Raw genomic sequence first — 22632 nt, 5'->3', positions numbered from 1 at the left:
GGCGTGTGAACTGTGGCGTGTCTGGTGTGAACTGCACATCGTTGCCTGGCACGCTGACCGTGCCCTGCACTTTGGTCTTGTCCAGCGCAGCCAGCGGCAAGGTGAGTTGCACCTTGTAGCTGGCGGTTCCGCTGGCCACGGCTCTGGCCAGCGCCTTGCCGGTCATTTCACCCAGCGGCGAGCCATTGACAAAACCCACGGCCTCGGTGAGCGGACCCTTGATCTCGGCATTGACCTGGACGGTGGCCGAGTGCATCAGGTCCGGGATGCGGGCATCTGCCTTGACGATCTGCAGGCCAGGCAGGCCGGACACCCGTCCCGTGGCGCCATCGACCTGCAGCGACGCGCGGTCAAACACCAGCTCGCCGGACACCTCGCTCAGGGCAGGCCAGGCACTGGCTTGAGGCGGCTGGGTCGACCTGGGCACATAGGCGTAGGCTCCTTTGGCCACCCTTGCCGAGACCCGGAACTCGCCGAGTTTGGGGTCTGCAAAGGGCAGGTCTTTCAGATTGCCCTTGACCTTGAATTTGACGTCCGACAACGCGCCTTGGGCCACTGCATCGCGCACGTAATGGCGAACCGCATCGGGCAGGACGAGCGGCAGGTAGCGGTGGACCTTGCTGCCGTCGCCCCGGCTGAGCACGCCCTGCAGGTCCAGTACACCGGGGAAACGGCTGTCGGATGTTCCGGCGACTGCCCCGCCGGCAGGTGCATCGGCGGTATGCCAGCCGGCTTGCGCCGTGCCTTGGGCATCGGCATTGGCGAAGGCGACATTGCGCAGCTGAACGTCCACTTTCGGTCCGGTCAGCTTCCACTGGGCATCTGCGGCAAACTGGTCAAACAGCAGCCGGGGGTCTTCGAAAATCCCCGGTAAGTCCAGCTGGCCGCTGTTGATCCTGACCTTGGCCTGGCCTCCCTGCTGCGTCAGGTCAAAGTCCACCGCCGCGCCTCGCACGCCGGGCCGGCCGATGGACGCACGGGTGCCCGCAACACCCGCCTGGGGCGCAGACGCCTGCGATGCGATCTCCAGGCCGGCCACCCTGCCTCTGGCGGCGTAGGCACTGGGCGCATCCAGCGGTCCCTGCCACTTCGCATCTACAACTTCCACCAGCCCCTTGGGCGCCAGCGTGGCGATCAATTGATGAATGGCGCTTCCCAGCGGAAGCCGGTTCGCGATCAGCGCCAGCGCGGCAAGATCGAGCCTGTTCGCCTTGATTTCGCCCCGCGCGGGCAATTGGCCTTCGGTGCCGGTGTAGACAATGGCGGCGTTGCCGCCCGGCCACTGCAGGCCGTCGCGGGTGCGAAACTGCAGCTCCTCCGTGGCAAGGTCGAACCCATTGGCCAGCTGCCTGCCGCCTACGCGACCGCTCACCGCCAGCAGCGCCAGCGGCTCCAGTGTCCGGCCCAGCTGCACATCGACCTCCAGCAAGGCCAGATCTGCCGTGCCGCCAGTGAACTGTCCCCCCTGCACATCCACCCAGGCACGCAGAGCGCCGGTGCCGGCTTTCAGGTTGACGCCCAATTTGTCCATGCCGACGTAACGCTTGACCTGCGAAGCATCGACGCGGCTGAACTCGGCATAGAACTGGCCGGCCCATTGCTGCCACCGCCCGGCGCCGCCGGACAGAAAGGGCTCGCGAAACACGCCGCGCAGGCTGAAGCGCTCGCCCCAGGCCGCCGGTGGCGTAGCATCCAGCCGCATCAGATGTCGCTGCCCCGGATTGCGTGAAGTCCAGTCCACCTGGCTCAAGGCCAGCACCGGCACTTGCCGCAAGTCGTCACTCCAGCGCACGGTACCGCCGCGGATGACGACTTCGGTCTGGGAAAAGAACCAGTCGGCAGCCGCGCTGCCGCCGTCAGAGCGGTTCTGCAAGACGTCCAGGCCGGCCACGTAAATCTTTCCGTCCGCAGCACGCCGGATGTCCAGCTCAGGCTGGTCAATGAATATCTGCTCGAAGCCCAGGCCCCACAGAGACGCTGGCGATACCGCCGCCAGCACGCGCGGCAGGCGCAGGGCCTCCCGCCCCTGGACATCCAGCAGGGTGACATCGCGCAATTCAAAAGAGGGCATCAGCCCCCCGGACCGTGCAGTGATCTGGCCGATGCGCACCGGCGCCCCCAGGGCCTGAGTGGCCGCCGCTTCCAGGCGCGGGCGAAAGTCCGCGATTCGCGGCACAATCCAGCCGTGAAGCACAGCCCAGGCCACACCGAAAAGGACCCAGATAGCCAGCACCAGTCCCAGGGCCAGGCGTGCAGCCGTAGCGGCAATTTTGAGACGCCGGGTGTGAAGCACCGGCTGGGAGGGGTTCGATTGATCCATTGACATGAGAATTATGACCTTCAGTGCTTCTGTCCGTTCAACGCCCTGGAGGGTAGTTTTTGTTAACCAGTGTGATGCCTGATCCGTTGACCGCCACCTCGGCTGCATCGGACCACTCCCGTTTTGTCCAGCGCATACGCCGCCGCTATGCCGGCGAGCTGGCCCTGTTGCCGGCCGGCGAACCCGTGCGCGCCACCATGCAGACCACCTACGACGTCCTGCAGCGTCCAGAACTGGATACGGGTGCGCGCCTGCGCATCCTGCGCCAGCTTGTGCTGGAGCGCCTGGCGGTGCTGGACTGCGATATGGCCCCCACGCTCGAACATGAGGCCCCCACGCTCGTCACTGCGTGTGCTTCGCTGCCCCCCGGGGGGGTGCTGCGCCTGCCGGCCGGCGAAGCCGGACCTGCGGCCCCGGCTGGCGTAAGACAACCCACTACGTCCGACTCATCAGCTACCGCGGGTGTTCCCCTGGCGGTGGTGACCCGCGCCATGACAGAGCTGGCAGAGCTGGCGCTCGATATCGCCATCTGTGAATCGCGGCTGCCGCTGGACGCGCTGTATGGCCCGCCGCAGACACCTTCATCGGAAGGTGCGCCAGCCGGACGTGCCCAGTTGTGGGTGGTTGGCATGGGCAAGCTGGGCGCGCGCGAACTTAATGTCTCCAGCGATATCGACCTGATTTACGTCTATGACCATGACGGCGAAACCACTGGCCGGGGCGATGGCCGGGGCGTTATTTCCAACCATGAATATTTTGCGCAGCAGGTCAAGGCCATCCACAACCTGATCGGAGACACCACAGAGCATGGTTTTGTGTTCCGGGTCGACCTGGCGCTGCGGCCCAACGGCAACTCCGGCCCATCGGCGGTGTCGCTCAATGCGCTGGAGGACTACTTCCAGGCGCAAGGCCGCGAGTGGGAGCGTTTTGCCTGGCTCAAGAGCCGGGTGGTGGCGCCGCAGGAGTGCATCCAGAGCGGCTCGGCCCAGGCCCTGCGCGGTTCGGTTTTGCCTTTTGTATTCAGGCGTTACCTCGATTACAACGTTTTTGACGCTTTGCGCGTGCTGCACCGGCAAATCCGCGAACACGCGGCCAAACGCGCGGCAGGCCACCCCGAACGCGCCAACGACGTGAAGATGTCGCGCGGCGGCATCCGCGAAATCGAATTCACCGTGCAGCTGCTGCAGGTGGTGCGCGGCGGGCAGTTTCCCGAACTGCGCACGCGCCCCACGCTGGATGCGCTGCAGCGCGTGGCCAACGCCGGCCTGATGACCCAGGCCACGGCCCAGGCACTGATGCGGGCCTACGACTTCCTGCGCAGGGTCGAGCACCGCATCCAGTACCTCGATGACCAGCAGACCCATGTGCTGCCAACCCGAGACGACGACCTCGCCTGGATTGCGCAGACCATGGGCTACAGCAGCTGCTGCCCGTTTTTGAGCGAGCTCGATGCCCACCGTGAGCTGGTCGCCCAGGAGTTTGACACCCTGCTCGGCCAAAAGTCAGACTGCAAAGGCTGCGGCAAGTCAGCGCCAGCTGCACCGCAGGATATCGACGAGCTTCTCGAAAAGCTGGCGACCCAATGGCCTGAAAAATTCCGCGTGCGGCTGGAGTTGTGGCGCGGGCACCCCCGCGTGCTCGGCCTGCGCGACGACGCGCGCGCGCGCCTGATGCGCCTGGTGCAGCGCACCGCGCAGTGGCTGGCCGAAGGCAAGGCCGGCGAGGAGGCCGCGGTGCGCATCATCGACTGGATCGAACCCTTGCTGCGCCGCGAGAGTTACCTGGCGCTGCTGCTGGAGCGCCCTGCCGTGCATGAGCGCCTGCTGCGCCTGCTGGGCGCGGCCAAATGGCCCGCAAGGTATCTGTTGCAGCACCCGGGTGTGATCGATGAGCTGGCGAGCGACGCCATGTTGCATGAACGTTTTGATGCCGCTGCCTTCACCCAGGAACTGCAGCAGCGCATGGACGCGCTACGCCGAACGGGGGAAGACGACGAGGAAAGCTGCCTGAACCTGCTGCGCCGGGCGCACCATGCGGAGGTGTTCCGCACCCTGGCGCGTGATGTCGAGGGCGAGCTGACGGTGGAGCAGGTGGCTGACGACCTGAGCGCACTGGCCGAAACCGTGCTCAAGATCACTGCCGACTGGTGCTGGCAGCGCCTGAAGAGCCGCCACCGTGATGCACCGCAATTTGCCATCATTGCCTACGGCAAGCTGGGTGGCAAGGAACTTGGTTACGGCAGCGACCTGGACATCGTGTTCGTTTTCGAAGACGAACACGAGCAGGCGCCGGAGGTCTACGCGGCCTTTGTGCGCAAACTGATCAACTGGATGACCGTCAAGACGGCAGAAGGAGACCTGTTCGAAATCGACACTGCGCTGCGCCCCAACGGCAACTCCGGGCTGCTGGTGACCAGCTTCGAGGCCTACGCCAGGTACCAGCAGCAGCGCGGCAGCAACACCGCCTGGACCTGGGAACACCAGGCCATGACCCGTGCCCGCTTTGTGCTGGGCGCTGAACCCCTGCGCGAACGCTTCGACCAGGTGCGCCTGTCGGTGATCAGCGCGCCGCGCGACATCCCGGCGCTGGCACGGGAAATCGTGGCAATGCGCGGGAAGGTGCGTGCGGCGCACCCGATCAAGGGTGAGCGGGCGGGCGAGAAGTTCGACGTCAAGCACAGCCCGGGCGGCATGGTGGATGCCGAGTTTGTGGTCCAGTTCCTGGTGCTGTCGCAGTCAGGCAACCATCCGGAACTGATTGGCAACGTCGGAAACATCGCCTTGCTGCAACGTGCCGAAGCGGTTGGCCTGCTGGAGGCGGGCCTGGGGCAGGCCGCAGCGCGCGCCTATCGCGAGCTGCGGCGGGTGCAGCATCAGGCGCGGCTGAATGAAGATCCAACCCAGGTCACGCTGCCGGCACTGCAGCCCGAACGCGAGGCCATCCTGGCCGTGTGGGCGGCGGTCTTCGGCGCTGGCGAGCCTGGTGCCTACTGACGGTTCGCCGCGGTTCGCCGCGGTTCGCCGCGGTTCGCCGCAGTCCGGCTTCCAATTGAAACGAACGACCTAATTAAATCAAGTGTTTGATATGTGCTCTAATGGGGCGTATGAAATCCGTCGCTCAACCTGCGTCAACCCGCCTTCCCCCGCCGCAAGCCCGCAGGCAACGCTCCGACGGGGTTGAGGCCAGGGCGCACCTGGTTCTCGCCGCGTTGCAGCTGTTTGCCGAAAAGGGGTTTTCCAAAACCTCCACGCGTGAAATAGCGCAAGCGGCCGGTGCCAATGTGGCGGCTATCAGCTACTACTTCGGCGACAAGGCCGGGCTCTATCGCGCCGTGTTCACCGAGCCGCTGGGCAAGCCCTGCGACGACATTTCGCGCTACCAGCCTGTTCACCTGAGCCTGCGGCAGTCCCTGGAAGGATTTATTGCCGGTTTTCTGGAACCCCTCAAACAAGGCGAGCTGGCGCAGCAGCTGACCCGTCTGCATTTTCGGGAGATGCTGGAGCCCACCGGCCTGTGGGCCGAACAGATCAACAGCAACATCAAGCCCGCGCACGCCGCGCTGGTCGAGGTGCTGGGCCGCCATCTGGGCGTCACACGGATCGACGACGATGTGCACCGGCTGGCCTTTTGCATCACCGGGCTGGCCATGCAGATGTTCATCAGCCGCGACGTGATCGAGGCCGTCCGGCCACAACTGATCGCCACGCCCAGGGCCATTGACCTGTGGGCCATCCGGCTCGTGGACTATGCCGAAGCCATGATTGCCGTTGAGGCCGCCCGGCGTCAATCGCTGGCAGCCGACAAAAAGAAAAAGCCATGAAGAACGTCCGCCCCATCACCTTTGCCCTGCTGCCCCTGTTGATTTCCGCCTGCGCGCTGCAGTCACCGCCTGCGGCGGTATCGGCCAGCCCGCCGGCCCAGTGGTTCGCACCGCCACCGGGTGGTCAGCCTGTGGCCGGGCTGCCGCACCAGGGTAGCCTGACCGACCTGACCCGCTGGTGGGAGCAGCAGGGCGACCCGCTGCTGGTCGAGTTGATCAGCGCTGCACAAGCCGTCAGCCCTTCGGTCGCCACCGCGCGTTCGCGCATCGAGCAGTCCCGCGCCAGCCGTGTGGCGGCCGGTGCGGCGCTGCTGCCTTCGCTGGATGCAGCGGCCAGCGTCAGCCGCGGCCGCTCCCAGCCGATGACGGGTGCCACCGCTCCGGTCGCCACCACCGCCCAGGCAGGCCTGCAGACGGCCTGGGAAATTGATGTTTTCGGCGGCAGGCGCGATGCCCGCAACGCCGCGCAACTGCGTTACGAAGGCGCGCAGGCCCTGTGGCATGACGCCCGCGTGCTGGTGGCGGCCGAAACGGCCAACCAGTACTACAGCCTGCGCAGCTGCGAGCAGCTGCTGCGCGTGGCCCGTGCCGACGCCGCCTCCCGCGCAGAAACCGGCCGGCTGGCGCAACTCAGCGCCGAGGCCGGATTTACCGCGCCGGCCACGGCGGCGCTGGCGCGTGCCAGTGCCGCAGATGCCAACAGCCGCGCCACCCAGCAGGCCGCGCTGTGCGAGCTGGATATCAAGACGCTGGTGGCGCTGACGGCGTTACAGGAGCCGGATATCAAGTCAAAACTGGCCTCAGCCCCCGCCCGCATTGCGCAAGTAGCTACTATTTCAATAGCAAGTGTGCCTGCCCAGGCACTGGCCCAGCGCCCCGACGTGTTCAACGCCGAGCGCGAGGTCGCCGCCGCCAGCGCGGATGTCGGCAGTGCCCAGGCGGCACGTTACCCGCGTCTGACCCTGAACGGCTCGGTCGCGGCCAACCGCTTTCGCAGCGCAGGCGTGAGCACCGACTTCAACACCTGGTCCGTCGGTCCGCTGGCGCTCAGCCTGCCGCTGTTTGACGGTGGTCGGAGGGCCGCCGACGCAGACGCCGCGCAGGCACGTTACGAGGAGGCCGCCGCGGTCTACCGCGGGCGGGTCCGCCAGGCGGTTCGTGAAGTCGAGGAGGCGCTGGTCAACCTGCAAAGCACCGCCGCACGCAGCGAGGACGCACGCGTGGCCGCCGAAGGGTACCGGGCGTCCTTTGCCGGTACCGACGCGCTGTATAAAAACGGGCTGGCCAGTCTGGTCGATCTCGAAGACAGCCGCCGCACACAATTGGCCGCCGAGACAGGGCTGCTGTCGCTGCAGCGCGAACGCGCGTCGGCCTGGGTGGCGCTGTACCGCGCCATGGGCGGCGGCTGGACGCGCACGCTCGAGGGCCCGGGCGGGCCCGCCGTCGCCACCAGCACCCGGCAACCCTGAATCCTCTGTCGCTCCTGATTGACCAACAACGCCATGAAAAAAATCAAGATCAAACCAGTCGCTATTATTTTGATAGCTGTCCTCGCAGTTGTAACGGGGGCTGTCGTCCTTTTTTCCTCCGCATCCGGGAACAAGGCCGAGCCAGCCGCCGTCGCGCCCAAACCGGCGCTGACCGTGGCCGCAGCCCAGCCGGAACAGACCCGCTTGCCGGTCAGACTCAGTGCCAACGGCAACATCGTGGCCTGGCAGGAGGCCATCATTGGCTCGGAATCCAGCGGTTTGCGACTGACACAGGTGCTGGTCAACGTCGGCGATGCCGTCAAGGCCGGGCAGCTGCTGGCGCGGTTTTCCGGCGACAGCGTGTTGGCCGATGTGGCGCAGGCGCGCGCCAGCCTGGTAGAAGCCCAGGCCACGGCCGCCGACGCAGCTGGCAACGCCGCGCGCGCCCGCACGCTGCAGAACTCCGGCGCGCTGAGCACGCAGCAGATCAACCAGTACAACACCAGCGAGCAGACCGCCAAGGCGCGTGTGGCCGCTGCCCAGGCGGTGCTGGACGCCCAGCAACTGCGCGGCAATAAAACCCAGGTGCTGGCGCCCGACAGCGGCGTCATTTCGGCACGCAGCGCCACCGTGGGCGCGGTGGTCGGCAATGGCACCGAGCTGTTTCGCCTGATTCGCGGCGGGCGACTCGAGTGGCGCGCGGAAGTGACCAGCGAGGAAGTGGCTCGCCTCAAACCCGGAAGCGCCGCGCAGGTGACGGCCGCCAGCGGCGCGCAAGTCCAGGGCACGGTGCGCACCGTCGCGCCGACGGTGGACCCGCTGACCCGTACCGCGCTGGTCTACGTCGATCTGCCGCGAAACCCGGGCATCAAGGCCGGCATGTTCGCGCAAGGCGAGTTTGCCCTCGGCACGACCGCTGCATTGACGCTGCCGCAGCAGGCTCTGGTCTTGCGGGACGGCTTCACCTACGCCATGCGTATTGAACCGGACAACACAGTCAGGCAACTGAAGCTTCAAACCGGCCGCCGGCTCGGCGACGCCGTGGAGATTGTTCAGGGTGCGCTGATCGGCGAGCGTTACGTGGCCCGTGGCGCTGCGTTTCTGGCGGATGGCGACACCGTCCAGGTGGTTGCTGCAAGCGCCGGCAGCCCCGCGCCAGCAGCCAGCAAATAAGCAGCCCACAACAATATGCCGGAGTCAGCATGAACGTATCCGCCTGGTGCATCCGCAACCCGATCCCCGCCATCATGTTTTTTGTGCTGCTGTGCTTTGCCGGCGTGCTCAGCTACCAGTCCATGAAGGTGCAGAATTTCCCCGACCTGGATGTGCCCAACATCGTGATCTCGGCCAGCCTGCCCGGCGCTTCGCCGGCGCAACTGGAAACTGATGTTGCCCGCAAGCTGGAAAACGCCATCGCCTCGCTGCAGGGCCTGAAAAACATCTACACCAAGGTGCAAGACGGCGCAGCCACCATCACTGCCGAGTTCCGGCTGGAAAAATCAACCCAGGAAGCACTCGACGAAGTGCGTTCGGCAGTGCAGCAGGTGCGCGCAGACCTGCCTTCGGATTTGCGCGACCCCATTGTCAGCAAGATCAACCTGGCCTCCTCGCCGGTGTTGGCCTACGCCATCCGCAGCAAGGCGATGGACGATGAGGGGCTGTCCTGGTTCGTCGACGACACCCTGACGCGCCGCCTGCTGGCCGTCCCCGGGGTAGGTGCGGTGACGCGCGTTGGCGGCGTGACCCGCGAAGTGCGTATTGCCCTGGACACCGCCAAAATGGCCGCCCTCGGCGTGAGCGCAGCAACCATCTCGCGCCAGCTTGGGCAGGTGCAGTCGGACACCTCTGGAGGCCGCACCAACCTGGGCACCAGCGAGCAGCCAGTGCGCACGCTGGGCAGCGTCAAGTCGGCGGCGGAGTTGGGCGCCATGGAGCTGTCCGTCGGCGACGGTCGCAAGGTGCGTTTGAGCCAGATCGCCGACGTGCAGGACACCGTCGCCGAGCAGCGCTCGGCGGCCCTGCTCAACGGCGTGCCCGTCGTGGGTTTTGAAGTTGCGCGCAGCAAGGGCGCCAGCGAGGTCGAAGCAGGCCGGGGCGTGCGTGCCGCCCTGAAGGAATTGCAGCTGGGCCATCCTGACATCGAGCTGACCGAAGCTTTTGACTTCGTGACGCCGGTTGAAGAAGAATACGGCGCCTCGCTCACGCTGCTGATCGAAGGTGGCCTTCTGGCGGTGCTGGTGGTGTGGCTGTTTTTGCGTGACTGGCGAGCCACGTTTGTGTCTGCTGTGGCCTTGCCCCTGTCGGTGATCCCGGCCTTTATCGGCATGAACTACCTCGGCTTCTCCATCAACATCGTGACCCTGCTGGCGCTTAGCCTGGTGATCGGCATTCTGGTGGACGACGCGATTGTCGAGGTGGAAAACATCGTGCGCCACCTGCGCATGGGAAAAACGCCGTACCAGGCTGCCATGGAAGCCGCTGACGAAATCGGGCTGGCGGTGATCGCGACGACTTTCACCCTGATCGCAGTGTTTCTGCCTACGGCGTTCATGAGCGGTATTGCCGGCAAGTTCTTCAAGCAGTTCGGCTGGACCGCCGCGCTGGCGGTGTTTGCCTCGCTGGTGGTGGCACGCATGCTCACGCCCATGATGGCGGCCTACATCCTCAAGCCCATCGTCAACTACGTTGAGAAAGACGGCGCGGTGATGCGCTGGTACATGCGCACCAGCGCGTGGTGCATTCAGCACCGGCTGATCACAAGCATTGCAGCGGGCGCATTTTTTATCGGCTCCCTGATGCTGATACCCCTGCTGCCGACCGGCTTTATTCCGCCCGACGACAACTCCCAGACCCAGGTGTATCTGGAGTTGCCGCCGGGCACCCGGCTGGCCGAGACCACACTCGCCGCCGAGATGGCGCGTGGCCTGATTGCCACGGTGCCCAACGTGAAAAGCGTGTACACCACCATAGGCGGTGGCGCAGCCGGCAGTGACCCGTTTGCACCCGGCGGTGCGGCCGAGACGCGCAAGGCCACACTCACCATTTTGTTGACCGAGCGCGGGGAGCGACCGCGCAAACAGGGCATTGAAAACGATATTCGTAAGGTACTGACCCAGCTGCCCGGCGTGCGCAGCAAGGTCGGTCTGGGCGGCTCGGGTGAAAAGTACATTCTGGCGCTCACCGGCGAAGACCCCGTGGCCTTGGCCAGCGCAGCAGCGGCCCTGGAAAGAGACCTGCGCACTATCCCCGGCCTGGGGTCGGTGGCATCCAGCGCGTCGCTGGTGCGGCCGGAAGTCACCGTGCGCCCTGACTTCGCGCGCATGGCCGACCTGGGCGTGACCAGCGCCGCCATCGGTGAAACCCTGCGTATCGCCACCGTTGGCGACTACAACGCGGCCTTGCCCAAGATGAATCTGTCGCAGCGGCAGGTGCCTATCGTCGTGCGTCTGGCCGACGATGCCAAAGCCGATCTTGCCACCCTGGAGCGGCTGATGGTGCCCAGCAACAAAGCCGGCGGACCGGTCATGCTGGGCCAGGTTGCCCGTGTGGAGCTGGCGGGCGGCCCAGCCGTCATCGACCGTTTCAACCGCTCGCGCAATGTGCAGTTTGAAGTTGAGCTGTCTGGCCTGGCGCTGGGCGACGTGACGGCTGCCGTGCAGAAATTGCCCGCCATCCAGAAGCTCCCCGCCGGGGTCAAGCAGGTGGTGATTGGTGACGCCGAGGTGATGGGCGAGCTGTTTGCCAGTTTTGGCCTGGCGATGCTGACCGGCGTGTTGTGCATCTACATCGTGCTGGTGCTGCTGTTTAAAAACGTGCTGCACCCCGTAACTATTCTGGCGGCGCTGCCGCTGTCCCTGGGTGGCGCCTTTGTGGGTCTGCTGATCGCGGACAAGTCGTTTTCCATGCCTTCGCTGATCGGCCTGATCATGCTGATGGGCGTGGCCACCAAAAACTCCATCCTGCTGGTTGAATACGCCATCGAAGCACGGCGCGGCCGCGCAGCCACCGAAAGCCAGCCCGCCCAGCCGCCGATGTCGCGGCTGGAGGCCCTGCTTGATGCCTGCCACAAGCGCGCTCGCCCGATTGTGATGACCACCATTGCCATGGGCGCGGGCATGCTGCCCATTGCCGTGGGATGGGGCTCGGCCGATGGAAGCTTTCGCTCGCCCATGGCTGTGGCCGTGATTGGCGGCCTGATCACTTCGACCTTTTTGAGCCTGCTGGTGATACCGGCGGTGTTTACCTATGTGGACGATGTGGAGCAGGGGGTCAAGCGCCTGTTTTCCAGGCTGCGTGGGCGCAATGAAGCCCGTGGCGCCGGGGCGGACCGCCAGGTGGCCCTCATCGTCGAGCCGGCGAAGCTGCCCGCGCCCTGAGGGCGGCGACGCGGCTCAGGGCGTTTGCCGGATCTTTCGCACCAGCGCCGTCGTCGAATAACCCTCTGTAAACGGGATCGCCAGCGCCTGGCCGCCATAACTTCGCACCACGGCGGTTTCAGCCAGCTTGTCCATGTCGTAGTCGCCGCCCTTGACCAGAATGTCTGGCCGCAACTCGGCAATAAGCTGCAGCGGTGTGTCCTCGTCGAACCAGGTGACCAGGCTGACAGACTCCAGCGCGGCCAGCAACGCGGCGCGGTCGCCTTCCTTGTTCAGCGGCCGGTCCGGGCCCTTGCCCAGCCGGCGGGCTGACGCGTCGGTATTGAGCGCAACCACCAGGCTGGCGCCCAGCGCCCGCGCATGCGCCAGGTAGCTGGCGTGCCCGCGGTGAAGCACATCAAATACCCCGTTGGTGAAGACGACAGGCCGCGGCAGGGCAGCTATGCGCGCTACTGCGGCCTCGCGCGCTGCCAATTTGGCCAGAAATGCCGGCTCGCTCACACGGCGCGCGGCTTGGCCTCGGGCACGATGGTCGCGGCAATCTCGCGGCTCAGTTCCTTGCGGTAGCGGTTGAGCTCCTGCACGGACTTGAAACTCTGGTTCATCAGCAGGCTCATGTTGTGCAGGATGCGTTCGACCACCTTGCCTTCCCAGACCGCGTCAAAGTTGATCTGCTTGTCCAGCCAGTGCTCCAACCACTCGGGGTTGGGCAGGCGCGACTGGATGGTGTCGCGCGGGAACAGGTCCTTGTTGACATGCAGGTTGGTCGGGTGCAGGGCCTGCGCGGTGCGGCGGGCGCTGGCCATGAGCACGCCAACCTTGGTGAAGGCAGCACGGGCGTCGTTGCCGAAGTTGTTGATCGCGCGCTTCATGTAGCGCAGATAGGCGCCGCCGTGGCGCGCCTCGTCCTGGCTGAGCTGGGTGTAGATCTGTTTGATGACGGGCTCGGTGTGCCACTCGCTGGCACGCCGGTACCAGTGGTTGAGCCGGATCTCACCGCAAAAATGCAGCATCAGCGTTTCGAGCGCCGGCGCGGGCTCAAACTCGAAGCGCACCTCATGCAGCTCTTTTTCAGTGGGTGCCAGGTCCGGACGGAAGCGTCGCAGGTATTCCATCAGCACCAGCGAATGTTTCTGCTCTTCAAAAAACCAGATCGACATGAACGCGGAAAAATCGCTGTCGTCCTTGTTGTCGCGCAGAAACATCTCGGTGGCCGGCAGGGCGGACCACTCGGTGATGGCGTTCATCTTGATGGTCTGGGCCTGCTCATCCGTCAGTTTGGCACTGTCGAAGCTGGCCCACGGAATGTCCTTGTCCATGTCCCAACGGACAGATTCAAGCTGTTTAAAAAGTTCTGGGTAAAGCATGACACTCCTTACGCGGCTCTCGCCGACTTAGATGTAGCGCGATTTTAGGGGTTGAATATGACATATCGCCCGAAAAGGCCTTTTGCCGCCCATTCATGCGGGTTAACGTGTGCATGGCCCTCGTTACCATTTCTACACGGTTTCATCGGCCTTGGGTAGCAGCCAATGTCGTTGATCAATCCTTTGGCGCCGCTGAATCTGCCTACCCCGCCGCTGCGTATCTGCGGCATGCTCGGCGGTGCGCTTGTGCTGTTCTGAGCCCTGCCAGCGACACCCCTTGCCCTCACCCACCTTTGTCCGCCCGCTTGATTGGAGCCCACGCATGATCCCCGTTTTGCTGAATACCGCCCTTGCCTCCCTGCTGCTCGGCGGCATGCTCCTGCCCCTCCAGGCTGCGGCGACGCTGGCAATCCCGCTGGCCGCGCCGATCTGCACACCCTTGCTCAACCACAGTTTCTTGCGGCTGCAAGACGAAAACCCCCAAAACCTGTGTCGGTACAGCGGCAAAGTGCTGGTGATCGTCAACACGGCCAGCTTTTGCGGTTTCACCCCCCAATATGCCGGCCTGGAAGCGCTCCATGCCAAATTCCACGACAAAGGTCTGGTGGTGCTGGGTTTTCCCTCCAATGATTTTTCCCAGGAGACCGGCAACAACAAGGAAATCGCGGATTTTTGCGAAAACACCTTTGGGGTGAAGTTTCCGATGTTTGCCAAATCCAGCGTCTCCGGCAAAACAGCCAACCCGCTCTTCAGGCAGCTGGCAGAAAAAACAGGCCATCCACCGCGCTGGAATTTCCACAAGTACGTGGTGTCCCGTGATGGACGGGAGGTGAGCAGTTTCGGCAGCAGTGTGGACCCTGCCAGTTCGGCCTTCCTCAAAGAAATAGAAAAGAAATTGCTAGCCAAATAATTACTAATCGGTAATAATTTGACTACTAAGTATATTTTCAGATTTTTAGACCTTTGCCCATCCTTACCCACCCTGTGATCCTGCGTGTCTTCTGATCGATTAACAAATCTTTACGCCATGCAGTTTGCATGTCCGGGGAACTGCGCGCGTCCATCACAGCTCACACGTCCACCGGTGCAGCGCCTGAAAGGCCGCACCGGTCACACCGTTTTTTTGTTGCGAAGACTTCCAGGCCCCTGCGGCCAGGATGCAATCCCGGGGCGGTTCTCCTCCTCCTCCCTCCCTCCCTTGTTCGCGTCGGGGCGCTTCGCAGCATTTTTATCTTAGGGTCGCTGATATGACTATCACCAGCCCATCTTCATCAACCCGTCCACGGGTCGCCATTGTTGGCTCAGGCATCTCCGGCCTGGCGGCTGCCCATGCCCTGAAGGGCCAGGCCGACATCACACTGTTTGAAAGCGGCCCCTATTTCGGCGGCCACACCCACACCGTGGATGTCACCCTGCCGACACCCCAGGGTCCGGTCACCCATGGGGTGGATACCGGCTTTCTGGTTTTCAACGAGCGCACCTATCCCAACCTGATCCAGCTGCTGGCCGAGCTCGGCGTGGACACGGCCAAATCGGACATGTCGTTTTCGGTCAAGGTGCCCGACGTGGCGCCGGGCCGGGACCTCGAATGGAGCGGCTCCAGCCTCAATACGGTGTTCGCGCAGCGGCGAAACCTGGTGGACTGGAAGTTTTTGCGCATGTTGCGCGATATCGTGCGCTTTAACCGCCTGGCCAGCGCACTGGCCGAGAGTCATGCCGGGGCCGCGATGCTGCAGCCGCTGGGCGACTTCCTCCAGGAGGGCAGGTTTTCCGCCGAGTTTCGGGACTGGTACTTCCTGCCCATGCTGGGCTGCATCTGGTCCTGCCCGACCGACCAGATGCTGCAGTTTCCGGTCGCAACCATGATCCGTTTTTGCCACAACCATGGACTGATCCAGGTGGCCAACCGGCCACAATGGTGGACGGTCACGGGCGGCGCCAGAAATTACGTTGAAAAAATCATCGCCGGCATCGCCGACAAGCGCCTGAACACACCGGTGCAGCGCATCGAAAGAGATGCTGGCACACCGCATGGTGGCGTGCGGGTTGTCACGAATGACCAAACCGAGCGCTTCGACAAGGTGGTGCTCGCGGCGCACTCCGACCAGTCGCTGGCCCTGCTGCCGGACGCGAGCATGGACGAACGCGCGGTCCTGGGCGCCATCAGCTACCAGCCGAACCGCGCCGTGCTGCACACTGACACCTCGGTGCTTCCGGCCAACAAGCTGGCCTGGGCCGCATGGAATTACGAGCGCGCGCGCGACAGCCGGCGCGAGTCCACGCAGGTGTGTCTGCACTACTTGCTCAACATGCTGCAGCCGCTGCCCTTCGAGCAACCGGTGGTGGTGTCGTTGAATCCGGTGCAGGCGATAGCGCGTAACTTGATCATGGGTGAATTTGACTACGCACATCCGGTGTTTGACGCTGCAGCCATCAGGGCCCAACAGGCACTGCCTGGCCTGCAAGGCCAGCAGCACAGCTATTTCTGCGGCGCCTGGACCGGTTACGGCTTTCATGAAGACGGCCTGAAATCCGGCCTTGAAGCGGCGCGGCTGGTGCTGGCCGATTGCGTGGGGACCGCCGCATGATTACCCCGGCGACGAGCGTTTGGAATCCCTCTTCGCCAGCAGGGGCCGCGAAACCGGCGTTGCCGGGCCGCAGGCGCAGCGCCCCCCCGGGGGGCAGCGACGACACGTCAGTGCGGAGCGTGGGGGCACCCGTGCACAGCACAGGGCCGCCCCAAGCAAGCACAGCCCCTGTTACTGGTGAAAGGGGCAGCGCACCGCCGAAGGCACACGAAGTGACAAGCGTGGGGGCGCCACTCCTTGGTTTCGGCCAGGTGCGCCATACCCGCCTGAAACCAGCCCGCAACGCCTTTGCCTACCCCACCTATTTTTTGATGCTGCCCCTGCGTGGCATGCAGGCACATGGCAACGGCGCACTGGCACGCAACCGCCGCGCCGCGCTGAGCTTTTTTGACAGCGACCACGGTGACGGCCGGGACAACTGCGTGGCCTGGCTTGACGAACTGCTGCACAAAGAAGGCATTGACGATGCGCGCGGCGAGCTCTGGCTGCACACCTACCCGCGCGTCCTGGGCCACACTTTCAAGCCGGTGAGCTTCTGGTACTGCCACGCCCTGGACGGCACGCTGCGCGCCATCGTCGTCGAGGTCAACAATACTTTCGGCGAGCGCCACTGCTATTTGCTGGATCGCCCGCACTACGGTCAGGAGCTGAGCGCTGACAAGGTGTTTCACGTTTCGCCGTTTTGTACGCTCGAAGGCCGCTACCGCTTTCGCTTCATGCGTACCAGCAACGAGGGGCGGCACAACACCGTGGCCCGCATCGACTACGACGATGACGCCGGTCCGCTGCTGGAAACCAGCGTGGGCGGCACGCTGGTGGCGCTCACGTCCGCCAGCCTGCGTCGCGCCTTGTGGCGCTACCCGGCCATGACCTTCGGTGTCGTCGCACGCATCCACTGGCAGGCGCTCAAGCTGTGGTGCAAACGCGTGCCGTTTATCCGAAAACCCAAGCCACCCAACCGCTCTGTCACCCGATGAATACTGCCACCAATCGTTCCTCCTCTGCAGCCTTGCATGTGTCCTCGACACCGTCATCCCTGGCGCTGCCGGGTGGCGCCCCCGCGGCCGCGCGCACCGTGCTGCGGCTGCTCACCCGTCTGAAACACGGCACGCTGCATGTGCAGCTGCCTGACGGCTCATCCCGGCACTTTGGCTCCGGCGAAGCGCCCACAGCCAGCCTGCGGCTGCACAACTGGAACGTCTGCTCCGCGTCGCTGAAGTCGGGTGACATCGGTTTTGCTGAAAGCTTTATCGCCGGTGACTGGACCACTCACAACCTGAGCGATCTGCTCAGCGTGTTGATACGCAACCGCCAGGAAGTCGAGGACGTGATTTACGGCACCTGGCTGGGGCGTTTTGCATACCGCGTCAAGCACCTGCTCAATCGCAATACCAAGTCCAACAGCCAGAAAAACATCCACGCGCACTACGACCTGGGCAATGCTTTTTACGAACTCTGGCTGGACGGCACGATGAATTATTCATCGGCGATTTTTGCCACGCCCGAGACTTCCATGAAAGACGCGCAGGACGCCAAAGTGCGGCGCGCGCTGCACCAGGCCGGCGTGAAGGCCGGTGACCGGGTGCTGGAGATCGGCTGCGGCTGGGGCGCGCTGGCCGAAATGGCTGCCACGGAATTTGAAGCCTCCATCGTCGGCGTGACGCTGAGCACCGAGCAACTGGCTTGGGCACAGGCGCGCCTGGCCCGCCTGGGTGCGGCAGACAAGGCAGATCTCAGATTACAGGACTACCGCGACATCGGCAAAACCGGTACCCTCGGCGAGGGCGAGACCTTTGACGCCATTTGCTCGATTGAAATGGTGGAAGCCGTTGGCCGCGAATACTGGCCGACCTATTTCCAGACGGTTTCGCGCCTGCTCAAGCCGGGCGGGCGCGCCTGCATCCAGAGCATCGTGATCGCCGACGGGTTGTTCGAGCGCTACGTCTCATCGACCGACTTCATCCAGCAATACATCTTTCCCGGTGGCTGCCTGCCGTGTCCGGCCGAGTTCCGTGCCCAGGCGCGGGCCGCCGGGCTCGAAGTGGTGGACGAGTTTTCATTTGGCCAGGACTACGCGCGCACGCTGAAGCTGTGGCGCGAACAGTTCATGGCGCAAGAGTCACGGGTGCTCCAGCTCGGGTTTGACAAGAGGTTTATCCGCATATGGGAGTTCTATCTGGCCTACTGCGAAGCGGCTTTCACTCAGGCCAACACCGACGTCGTGCAGTACACGCTGCGCAAGCCGTGATCGCTACGCTGTTTCTGGCTCTGGCTCTGTCGCTGGTGCTGTGGCTGCCGGCGGGTGAGGCCCTGGCCCAAGCCGGGCCGCAGCCAGCCGCCAGCGAGCAGCGCGCTGAATTACAGGACGTGCTCCCGCAGGCCCAACTGGTCGGCAAGGGGCGCCTGACTGTCTGGGGGTTCCAGGTGTACGACGCGCGGCTGTGGGTCAACCCAGGCTTCAGGCCGCAAGGTTTTGCCAGCGATGCGCTGGCGCTGGAGCTCAGTTATTTGCGCGACTTCGACAACCAGGCCGTGGCACAACGCTCCATCACCGAAATGCGGAGGTCCGCACCCATCAGCGACGAACAGGCCGGCAAATGGGTGGCTGCCCTGGTCAAGGTCCTGCCCGATATCAAAAAGGGCGATCGCGTGATGGGCGTGCACCGTCCCGGCCTCGGTGCCGCGTTCTGGATGAATGGGAAACCTGCGGGCGAGATCCGCGACGCAGAATTTGCAAGGCTGTTTTTTGGCATCTGGCTGGCGCCCACCACGTCGGAGCCCGGCTTGCGCAGTGCGCTGCTTGCCGGGGTTGGCCCTTGAGGCTGGCCGCACCCAATCCGTTTGGCGCGCGCAATGGCCTGGCCTATGGCCTGCTGGGCCTGCCACTGGCTTTCGTGGCGCTACCTCTGTATGTCATTTTGCCGAACCACTACGCGCGCGAGTTCGGCGTGCCGCTGGCAACACTGGGCGCCGTGCTGCTGGGCGCGCGCATGTTCGATGCGCTGATTGATCCGCTGCTGGGCCGCCTGAGCGACCGCCTGTTTGCGCGCTCACCCCGCGCCGTGCTGGGGCTGGGCGCCGGCGCCGCGCTGGTTCTGGCGCTGGGTTTTGCGCTGCTGTTTTTTCCGTTGGTCAGCACGCCAGCTGCGCTGGTGGTCTGGGCCAGCCTCATGCTGATGCTCACCTATGCCGGCTACAGCGCGCTCAGTGTCTCGCACCAGTCCTGGGGGGCCATGCTGGGTGGTGACGAGCGCCAGCGAAGCCGCATCGTGGCATGGCGCGAAGGCCTGGGCCTGGTCGGTGTGGTGATGGCATCCATCACGCCAGTGGTTTTTGGCCTGCCGGCCACCACCGCGCTGTTTTTTGCCGTGCTGGCCTTGGGCTGGCTGGCCTGGACGCGTGCTGACAGACCCTCGCCACAACCGGCTCAGCATGCCGGTGACCGCCCTTCGATCTGGCTGCCTTTTCAACACGCGGGCTTTCGACGTCTGCTGGTCGTCTTCATGCTCAACGGCACGGCCAGTGCGGTGCCCGCCACGCTGGTGCTGTTTTTCATCCAGGACCGCCTGCAGGCGCCGCAAAGCATGGAGCCGCTGTTTCTGGGCAGTTACTTCCTGAGTGCTGCGCTGTCCATCCCGCTGTGGCTGGCGGTAGTCAAACGCGTGGGGCTGGCGCCGGCGTGGCTGATGGGCATGGGGCTGGCGATTGCCACCTTCGGCTGGGCCACCCAGATCGGCCCCGGTCAGACCACGGGGTTTGTGATTGTCTGCGTGCTCTCGGGCATCGCACTGGGCACCGACCTGGCTTTGCCGGGTGCGCTGCTGGCCGGCGTGATTCAGGCCAACGGCCAGTCGGGCCGCGCCGAAGGCGCCTACTTCGGCTGGTGGAACTTCGCGATCAAACTGAATCTGGCGCTGGCCGCAGGGCTGGCGCTGCCGCTGCTGGCCGTGTTTGGATACGCCCCCGGCGCGCGTGACGGACAGGCGCTAAACGCGTTGCTGGTGGCCTACTGCGTGTTGCCCTGCCTGCTCAAGCTGGCGGCTGCGGCCTGCCTTTATTTTCTGGTCATCAAACACCCCCAAGGAGTTCAGCCATGAACCGTTTTTTCTTCAAGGGCGCTGCCGCGCTGGCGCTGTGCATTTCCCTGCTGACCGGTCTCGCTGGTTGCGCTGGCCCGCAGCTCAACGACTACGCTACGGAAAAACCGGTGCTCGACATGCGCCAATACTTCAATGGCACGCTCGACGCCTACGGTGTCTTCACCGACCGCTCTGGCAAGGTGGTCAAACGCTTCACGGTGGTCATGACCTGCAGCTGGCAAGGCCCGCCGGGGCTTGAGACCGGTGTGCTCGACGAAGCCTTCACCTACTCGGACGGCAGCACCGACCGCCGGGTCTGGACACTCAAGCGCAGTCCGGATGGCACCTACACAGGCACGGCCGCTGATGTCGTCGGCCAGGCTTTAGGCGAGGAAAAAGGCAACGCCTTCCGCTGGGGTTACACCCTGAAGCTGCCGGTTGATGGCCGCGTGATTGAAGTCCAGTTCGACGACTGGATGTACCTGGTGAACGAAAAAGTCATGCTCAACAAGGCGGTCATGAGCAAGTTCGGCTTCAAGCTGGGCGAGGTCACGCTGTCTTTTGTCAAGCGCTGACGCCCGGCCCATGTTTTCAAGTCAAAAAGGCGTCCAGCCCACGTCCAACAAGCGCGATCAGCTATCATTTTTATAACAGGCTCACCATGCCCCACAACACTTCCCTGAGCGACTGGAACGGTAAAACCGTGTGGCTGGTCGGCGCCTCCAGTGGCATCGGCCTGGCCACGGCCAAGGCGCTGCACGCACGCGGCGCCAAGGTGTTTGTCTCGGCCCGCAACGCCGACGCGCTGCATGCGTTTGCGCGCGAGCATGCCGGCGCACTGGCGCTGCCCCTGGACGCCTCAGTCCCTGCCTCCGTGGCGGCCGCAGCGCAAACCGTGCTGACCAGCGGCCCGCTGGACCTCGTGATGTATTGCGCCGGCTACTACAAGGCATTGCGCGCCACCGACTTTGACCTGGCCGAGATGCTCAGGCACCAGCAGGTCAACTATTGCGGCGCGCTGTATGTGCTGGACGCCGTGCTGCCTGCGCTGCTGAAGCAGGGCAGCGGCCACATCAGCCTGACGGGCAGCGTGGCCGGCTACCGCGGCCTGCCCAACAGCCTGGCCTACGGCCCGACCAAGGCCGCGCTGATCAACCTGGCCGAGACGCTGTACCTGGACCTGCAAGGCAGCGGTGTCGGCGTGAGCATCGTCAACCCCGGGTTTGTCGAGACGCCCCTGACCGCGCAAAACAGTTTCGACATGCCGGCGTTGCTCACCCCCGAGCAGGCGGCCGGAGAGATCCTGGCCGGCTGGGCGCGCGGCGAGTTTGAGATCCACTTTCCCAAACGTTTTACCCGCTGGATGAAAGCACTGCGCCTGCTGCCCTACGCGCTGTATTTTCCAGCGATTCGCAAGTTTACTGGCCTGTGATCCCGTCATGACACCCGCCATGACCCGCTTTGTGCATTTTTTCGAAGCCCTGCGGCCAGACAGCGTGGCCCGACTGGGCGAGGTGTATGCCGCTGACGTGTATTTCAAGGACCCGTTCAACGAAGTCCACGCGCTGGCGCAGGTGCAGCAGATCTTCAGCCACATGTACGTGGCGCTGGAGCGGCCGCGTTTTGTGGTGACCGGCCAGGTCGGCGAAGGCCACGAGTGTTTTCTGACCTGGGACTTCGAGTTCCACTTCAGGAAGCACCATCCGACGGTGCTGCGGACGATTCGCGGCACCTCGCACCTGAAGTTCAACCAGGCCGGCCTGGTCAGCTACCACCGCGACTACTGGGACGCGGCCGATGAGCTTTACGAAAAACTGCCGCTGCTGGGCAGCCTGATGCGCTGGCTGAAGAAGCGCGTGAATACATAAAGCCCCCACGCTCGCTCACTGCGTGTAGCTCTCTGCCCCCCGAGGGGGCGCATTTTTCCTTGGGGCGGCCCGGCGGAAAAACCTAGCCCCCACGCTCGTTCACTGCGTGTCCCTCTCTGCACCTTGCAGGCCGCCGCTCGCCAAAGGCTTCGCTTCTAGTGCCTGTCCAAACCTGCTCAAGCAGGTTCGGAGCCGCAGGCACCAGCCCCGAGGAGGCCGCCGCGCCTGCGGACTGGCAAAGCCAGACCCGCGGGCCCGGCTGGTAAGCAAAACCCTTCGAGGCGCTCCTGTTTTTATAGCTACTCGCGCTTGTCCAGTAAGGGCTGGGGGCCGATTTGGCTTGAAAAAAGCCTAGGCAGGCCGGGTGTCGATGAAGCTGGGGCGTTGCGCCAGCTTTTCATACAGGCGGGCCAGGTTGGGGGAGGGGGTACGCCAGTCGATCTGCGAAAAACGGAAATCAAGATAACCGAGCGCGCAACCGACGGCGATGTCGGACAGGCTGAGGTGAATACCGCTGCAAAAGGGCTTGTCGCCCAGGCCCGTGCTCATGGCGCGCACCGTGGTGTCGATTTTGGCCATCTGACGGTCTATCCAGGCCAGGCTTCGCTGCTTGTCGTTGCGCCCGCCCCAGGTGGCTTCGAGGCGGGCCAGGATGGCGGCATCGAGCAGGCCGTCGGCCAGGGCTTCCCAGGTTTTGACTTCGGCCCGTTCGCGGCCCTGCACCGGGATCAGCTTGCCCACTGGC

The 22632-nt window shown here is 64.4% G+C and carries 18 protein-coding genes; 14 read left to right on the top strand and 4 right to left on the bottom strand.

All coding sequences use genetic code 11. The annotated features are described in order from the left end of the window. Positions 1–2326: YhdP family protein (locus ACESMT_RS17925; protein WP_372827962.1), on the bottom strand; the 2326-nt coding region annotated here is incomplete at its 3' end. Positions 2327–2394: 68 nt separating this feature from the next. Here ACESMT_RS17925 and glnE point away from each other — a divergent pair. From glnE to ACESMT_RS17900, 5 genes are all read left to right on the top strand, one after another. Further along, entirely contained in the window at positions 2395–5313 is a 2919-nt protein-coding gene (gene glnE / locus ACESMT_RS17920) for a bifunctional [glutamate--ammonia ligase]-adenylyl-L-tyrosine phosphorylase/[glutamate--ammonia-ligase] adenylyltransferase (protein WP_372827961.1), read from the top strand. Between the two features lie 110 nt (positions 5314–5423). Beyond that, positions 5424–6140, top strand: coding sequence for a CerR family C-terminal domain-containing protein (locus tag ACESMT_RS17915; RefSeq protein ID WP_372827960.1), 717 nt, complete (start codon positions 5424–5426; stop codon positions 6138–6140). Further along, a complete protein-coding gene (locus ACESMT_RS17910; RefSeq protein WP_372827959.1) occupies positions 6137–7609 on the top strand; it encodes an efflux transporter outer membrane subunit in 1473 nt (490 codons plus the stop codon). The genes ACESMT_RS17915 and ACESMT_RS17910 overlap by 4 nt, the downstream gene beginning before the upstream one ends. A 33-nt stretch (positions 7610–7642) precedes the next feature. Continuing rightward, positions 7643–8782, top strand: a complete 1140-nt coding sequence (locus ACESMT_RS17905; RefSeq protein ID WP_372827958.1) for an efflux RND transporter periplasmic adaptor subunit — start codon at positions 7643–7645, stop codon at positions 8780–8782. A gap of 29 nt (positions 8783–8811) precedes the next feature. Continuing rightward, positions 8812–11985, top strand: coding sequence for an efflux RND transporter permease subunit (locus tag ACESMT_RS17900; RefSeq protein ID WP_372827957.1), 3174 nt, complete (start codon positions 8812–8814; stop codon positions 11983–11985). 15 nt (positions 11986–12000) lie between these two features. On the opposite strand, the gene rfaE2 is transcribed toward ACESMT_RS17900, so the two are convergent. Both rfaE2 and ACESMT_RS17890 read right to left on the bottom strand, forming a co-directional pair. Further along, positions 12001–12486, bottom strand: a complete 486-nt coding sequence (gene rfaE2, locus ACESMT_RS17895) for a D-glycero-beta-D-manno-heptose 1-phosphate adenylyltransferase (protein ID WP_372827955.1) — start codon at positions 12484–12486, stop codon at positions 12001–12003. Next, positions 12483–13352 (bottom strand): ferritin-like domain-containing protein, encoded by an 870-nt coding sequence (locus ACESMT_RS17890; RefSeq protein WP_372827954.1) that lies wholly within the window; start codon positions 13350–13352, stop codon positions 12483–12485. The genes rfaE2 and ACESMT_RS17890 overlap by 4 nt, the downstream gene beginning before the upstream one ends. 322 nt (positions 13353–13674) lie before the next feature. On the opposite strand from ACESMT_RS17890, the gene ACESMT_RS17885 reads away from it, so the two are divergent. The 9 genes from ACESMT_RS17885 (at position 13675) to ACESMT_RS17845 (ending at position 21887) form a co-directional block, all read left to right on the top strand. After that, complete coding sequence (locus ACESMT_RS17885; protein WP_372827953.1) at positions 13675–14262, top strand: glutathione peroxidase; 588 nt, start codon at positions 13675–13677, stop codon at positions 14260–14262. A gap of 337 nt (positions 14263–14599) precedes the next feature. Next, complete coding sequence (locus ACESMT_RS17880; protein WP_372827952.1) at positions 14600–15940, top strand: NAD(P)/FAD-dependent oxidoreductase; 1341 nt, start codon at positions 14600–14602, stop codon at positions 15938–15940. Positions 15941–16161: 221 nt separating this feature from the next. After that, positions 16162–16917, top strand: a complete 756-nt coding sequence (locus tag ACESMT_RS17875) for a DUF1365 domain-containing protein (protein WP_372827951.1) — start codon at positions 16162–16164, stop codon at positions 16915–16917. Further along, positions 16914–18188 carry a class I SAM-dependent methyltransferase gene (locus ACESMT_RS17870; RefSeq protein WP_372827950.1) on the top strand — a complete coding sequence of 425 codons (1275 nt, stop codon included), beginning with the start codon at positions 16914–16916 and terminating at the stop codon, positions 18186–18188. The genes ACESMT_RS17875 and ACESMT_RS17870 overlap by 4 nt, the downstream gene beginning before the upstream one ends. Next, positions 18185–18760 carry a chalcone isomerase family protein gene (locus ACESMT_RS17865; RefSeq protein WP_372827949.1) on the top strand — a complete coding sequence of 192 codons (576 nt, stop codon included), beginning with the start codon at positions 18185–18187 and terminating at the stop codon, positions 18758–18760. Before ACESMT_RS17870 ends, ACESMT_RS17865 begins: the two co-directional genes overlap by 4 nt. 2 nt (positions 18761–18762) lie before the next feature. Then, the gene (locus tag ACESMT_RS17860; RefSeq protein ID WP_372827963.1) at positions 18763–20037 is read left to right on the top strand and encodes an MFS transporter; all 1275 of its coding nucleotides are present in this window, start codon (positions 18763–18765) and stop codon (positions 20035–20037) included. Next, on the top strand, positions 20034–20594 hold the full coding sequence (locus tag ACESMT_RS17855; RefSeq protein WP_372827948.1) for a DUF3833 domain-containing protein: 561 nt from the start codon (positions 20034–20036) through the stop codon (positions 20592–20594). The genes ACESMT_RS17860 and ACESMT_RS17855 overlap by 4 nt, the downstream gene beginning before the upstream one ends. Before the next feature lie 86 nt (positions 20595–20680). After that, the gene (locus tag ACESMT_RS17850) at positions 20681–21451 is read left to right on the top strand and encodes an SDR family NAD(P)-dependent oxidoreductase (RefSeq protein WP_372827947.1); all 771 of its coding nucleotides are present in this window, start codon (positions 20681–20683) and stop codon (positions 21449–21451) included. Positions 21452–21470: 19 nt separating this feature from the next. Continuing rightward, a complete protein-coding gene (locus ACESMT_RS17845; protein WP_372827946.1) occupies positions 21471–21887 on the top strand; it encodes a nuclear transport factor 2 family protein in 417 nt (138 codons plus the stop codon). 351 nt (positions 21888–22238) lie between these two features. Here ACESMT_RS17845 and ACESMT_RS17840 read toward each other — a convergent pair. Continuing rightward, a partial coding sequence (locus ACESMT_RS17840; RefSeq protein ID WP_372827945.1) for a glutathione S-transferase C-terminal domain-containing protein occupies positions 22239–22632 on the bottom strand: 394 nt, incomplete at its 5' end.

It is taken from the genome of Polaromonas sp. (assembly GCF_041689105.1).
In the GTDB taxonomy this organism is placed as follows: Bacteria; Pseudomonadota; Gammaproteobacteria; order Burkholderiales; family Burkholderiaceae_C; genus Polaromonas.
The sequence above is the reverse complement of the archived record's forward strand: the minus strand, read 5'-3'. Positions and strand labels throughout refer to the sequence as shown.

Coding starts and splice junctions, on each gene's coding strand:
- glnE (WP_372827961.1), top strand. CDS start 2,395: ATGCCTGATCCGTTGACCGCCACCTCGGCTGCATCGGACCACTCCCGT.
- ACESMT_RS17915 (WP_372827960.1), top strand. CDS start 5,424: ATGAAATCCGTCGCTCAACCTGCGTCAACCCGCCTTCCCCCGCCGCAA.
- ACESMT_RS17910 (WP_372827959.1), top strand. CDS start 6,137: ATGAAGAACGTCCGCCCCATCACCTTTGCCCTGCTGCCCCTGTTGATT.
- ACESMT_RS17905 (WP_372827958.1), top strand. CDS start 7,643: ATGAAAAAAATCAAGATCAAACCAGTCGCTATTATTTTGATAGCTGTC.
- ACESMT_RS17900 (WP_372827957.1), top strand. CDS start 8,812: ATGAACGTATCCGCCTGGTGCATCCGCAACCCGATCCCCGCCATCATG.
- ACESMT_RS17890 (WP_372827954.1), bottom strand. CDS start 13,352: ATGCTTTACCCAGAACTTTTTAAACAGCTTGAATCTGTCCGTTGGGAC.
- ACESMT_RS17885 (WP_372827953.1), top strand. CDS start 13,675: ATGATCCCCGTTTTGCTGAATACCGCCCTTGCCTCCCTGCTGCTCGGC.
- ACESMT_RS17880 (WP_372827952.1), top strand. CDS start 14,600: ATGACTATCACCAGCCCATCTTCATCAACCCGTCCACGGGTCGCCATT.
- ACESMT_RS17870 (WP_372827950.1), top strand. CDS start 16,914: ATGAATACTGCCACCAATCGTTCCTCCTCTGCAGCCTTGCATGTGTCC.
- ACESMT_RS17855 (WP_372827948.1), top strand. CDS start 20,034: ATGAACCGTTTTTTCTTCAAGGGCGCTGCCGCGCTGGCGCTGTGCATT.
- ACESMT_RS17850 (WP_372827947.1), top strand. CDS start 20,681: ATGCCCCACAACACTTCCCTGAGCGACTGGAACGGTAAAACCGTGTGG.
- ACESMT_RS17845 (WP_372827946.1), top strand. CDS start 21,471: ATGACCCGCTTTGTGCATTTTTTCGAAGCCCTGCGGCCAGACAGCGTG.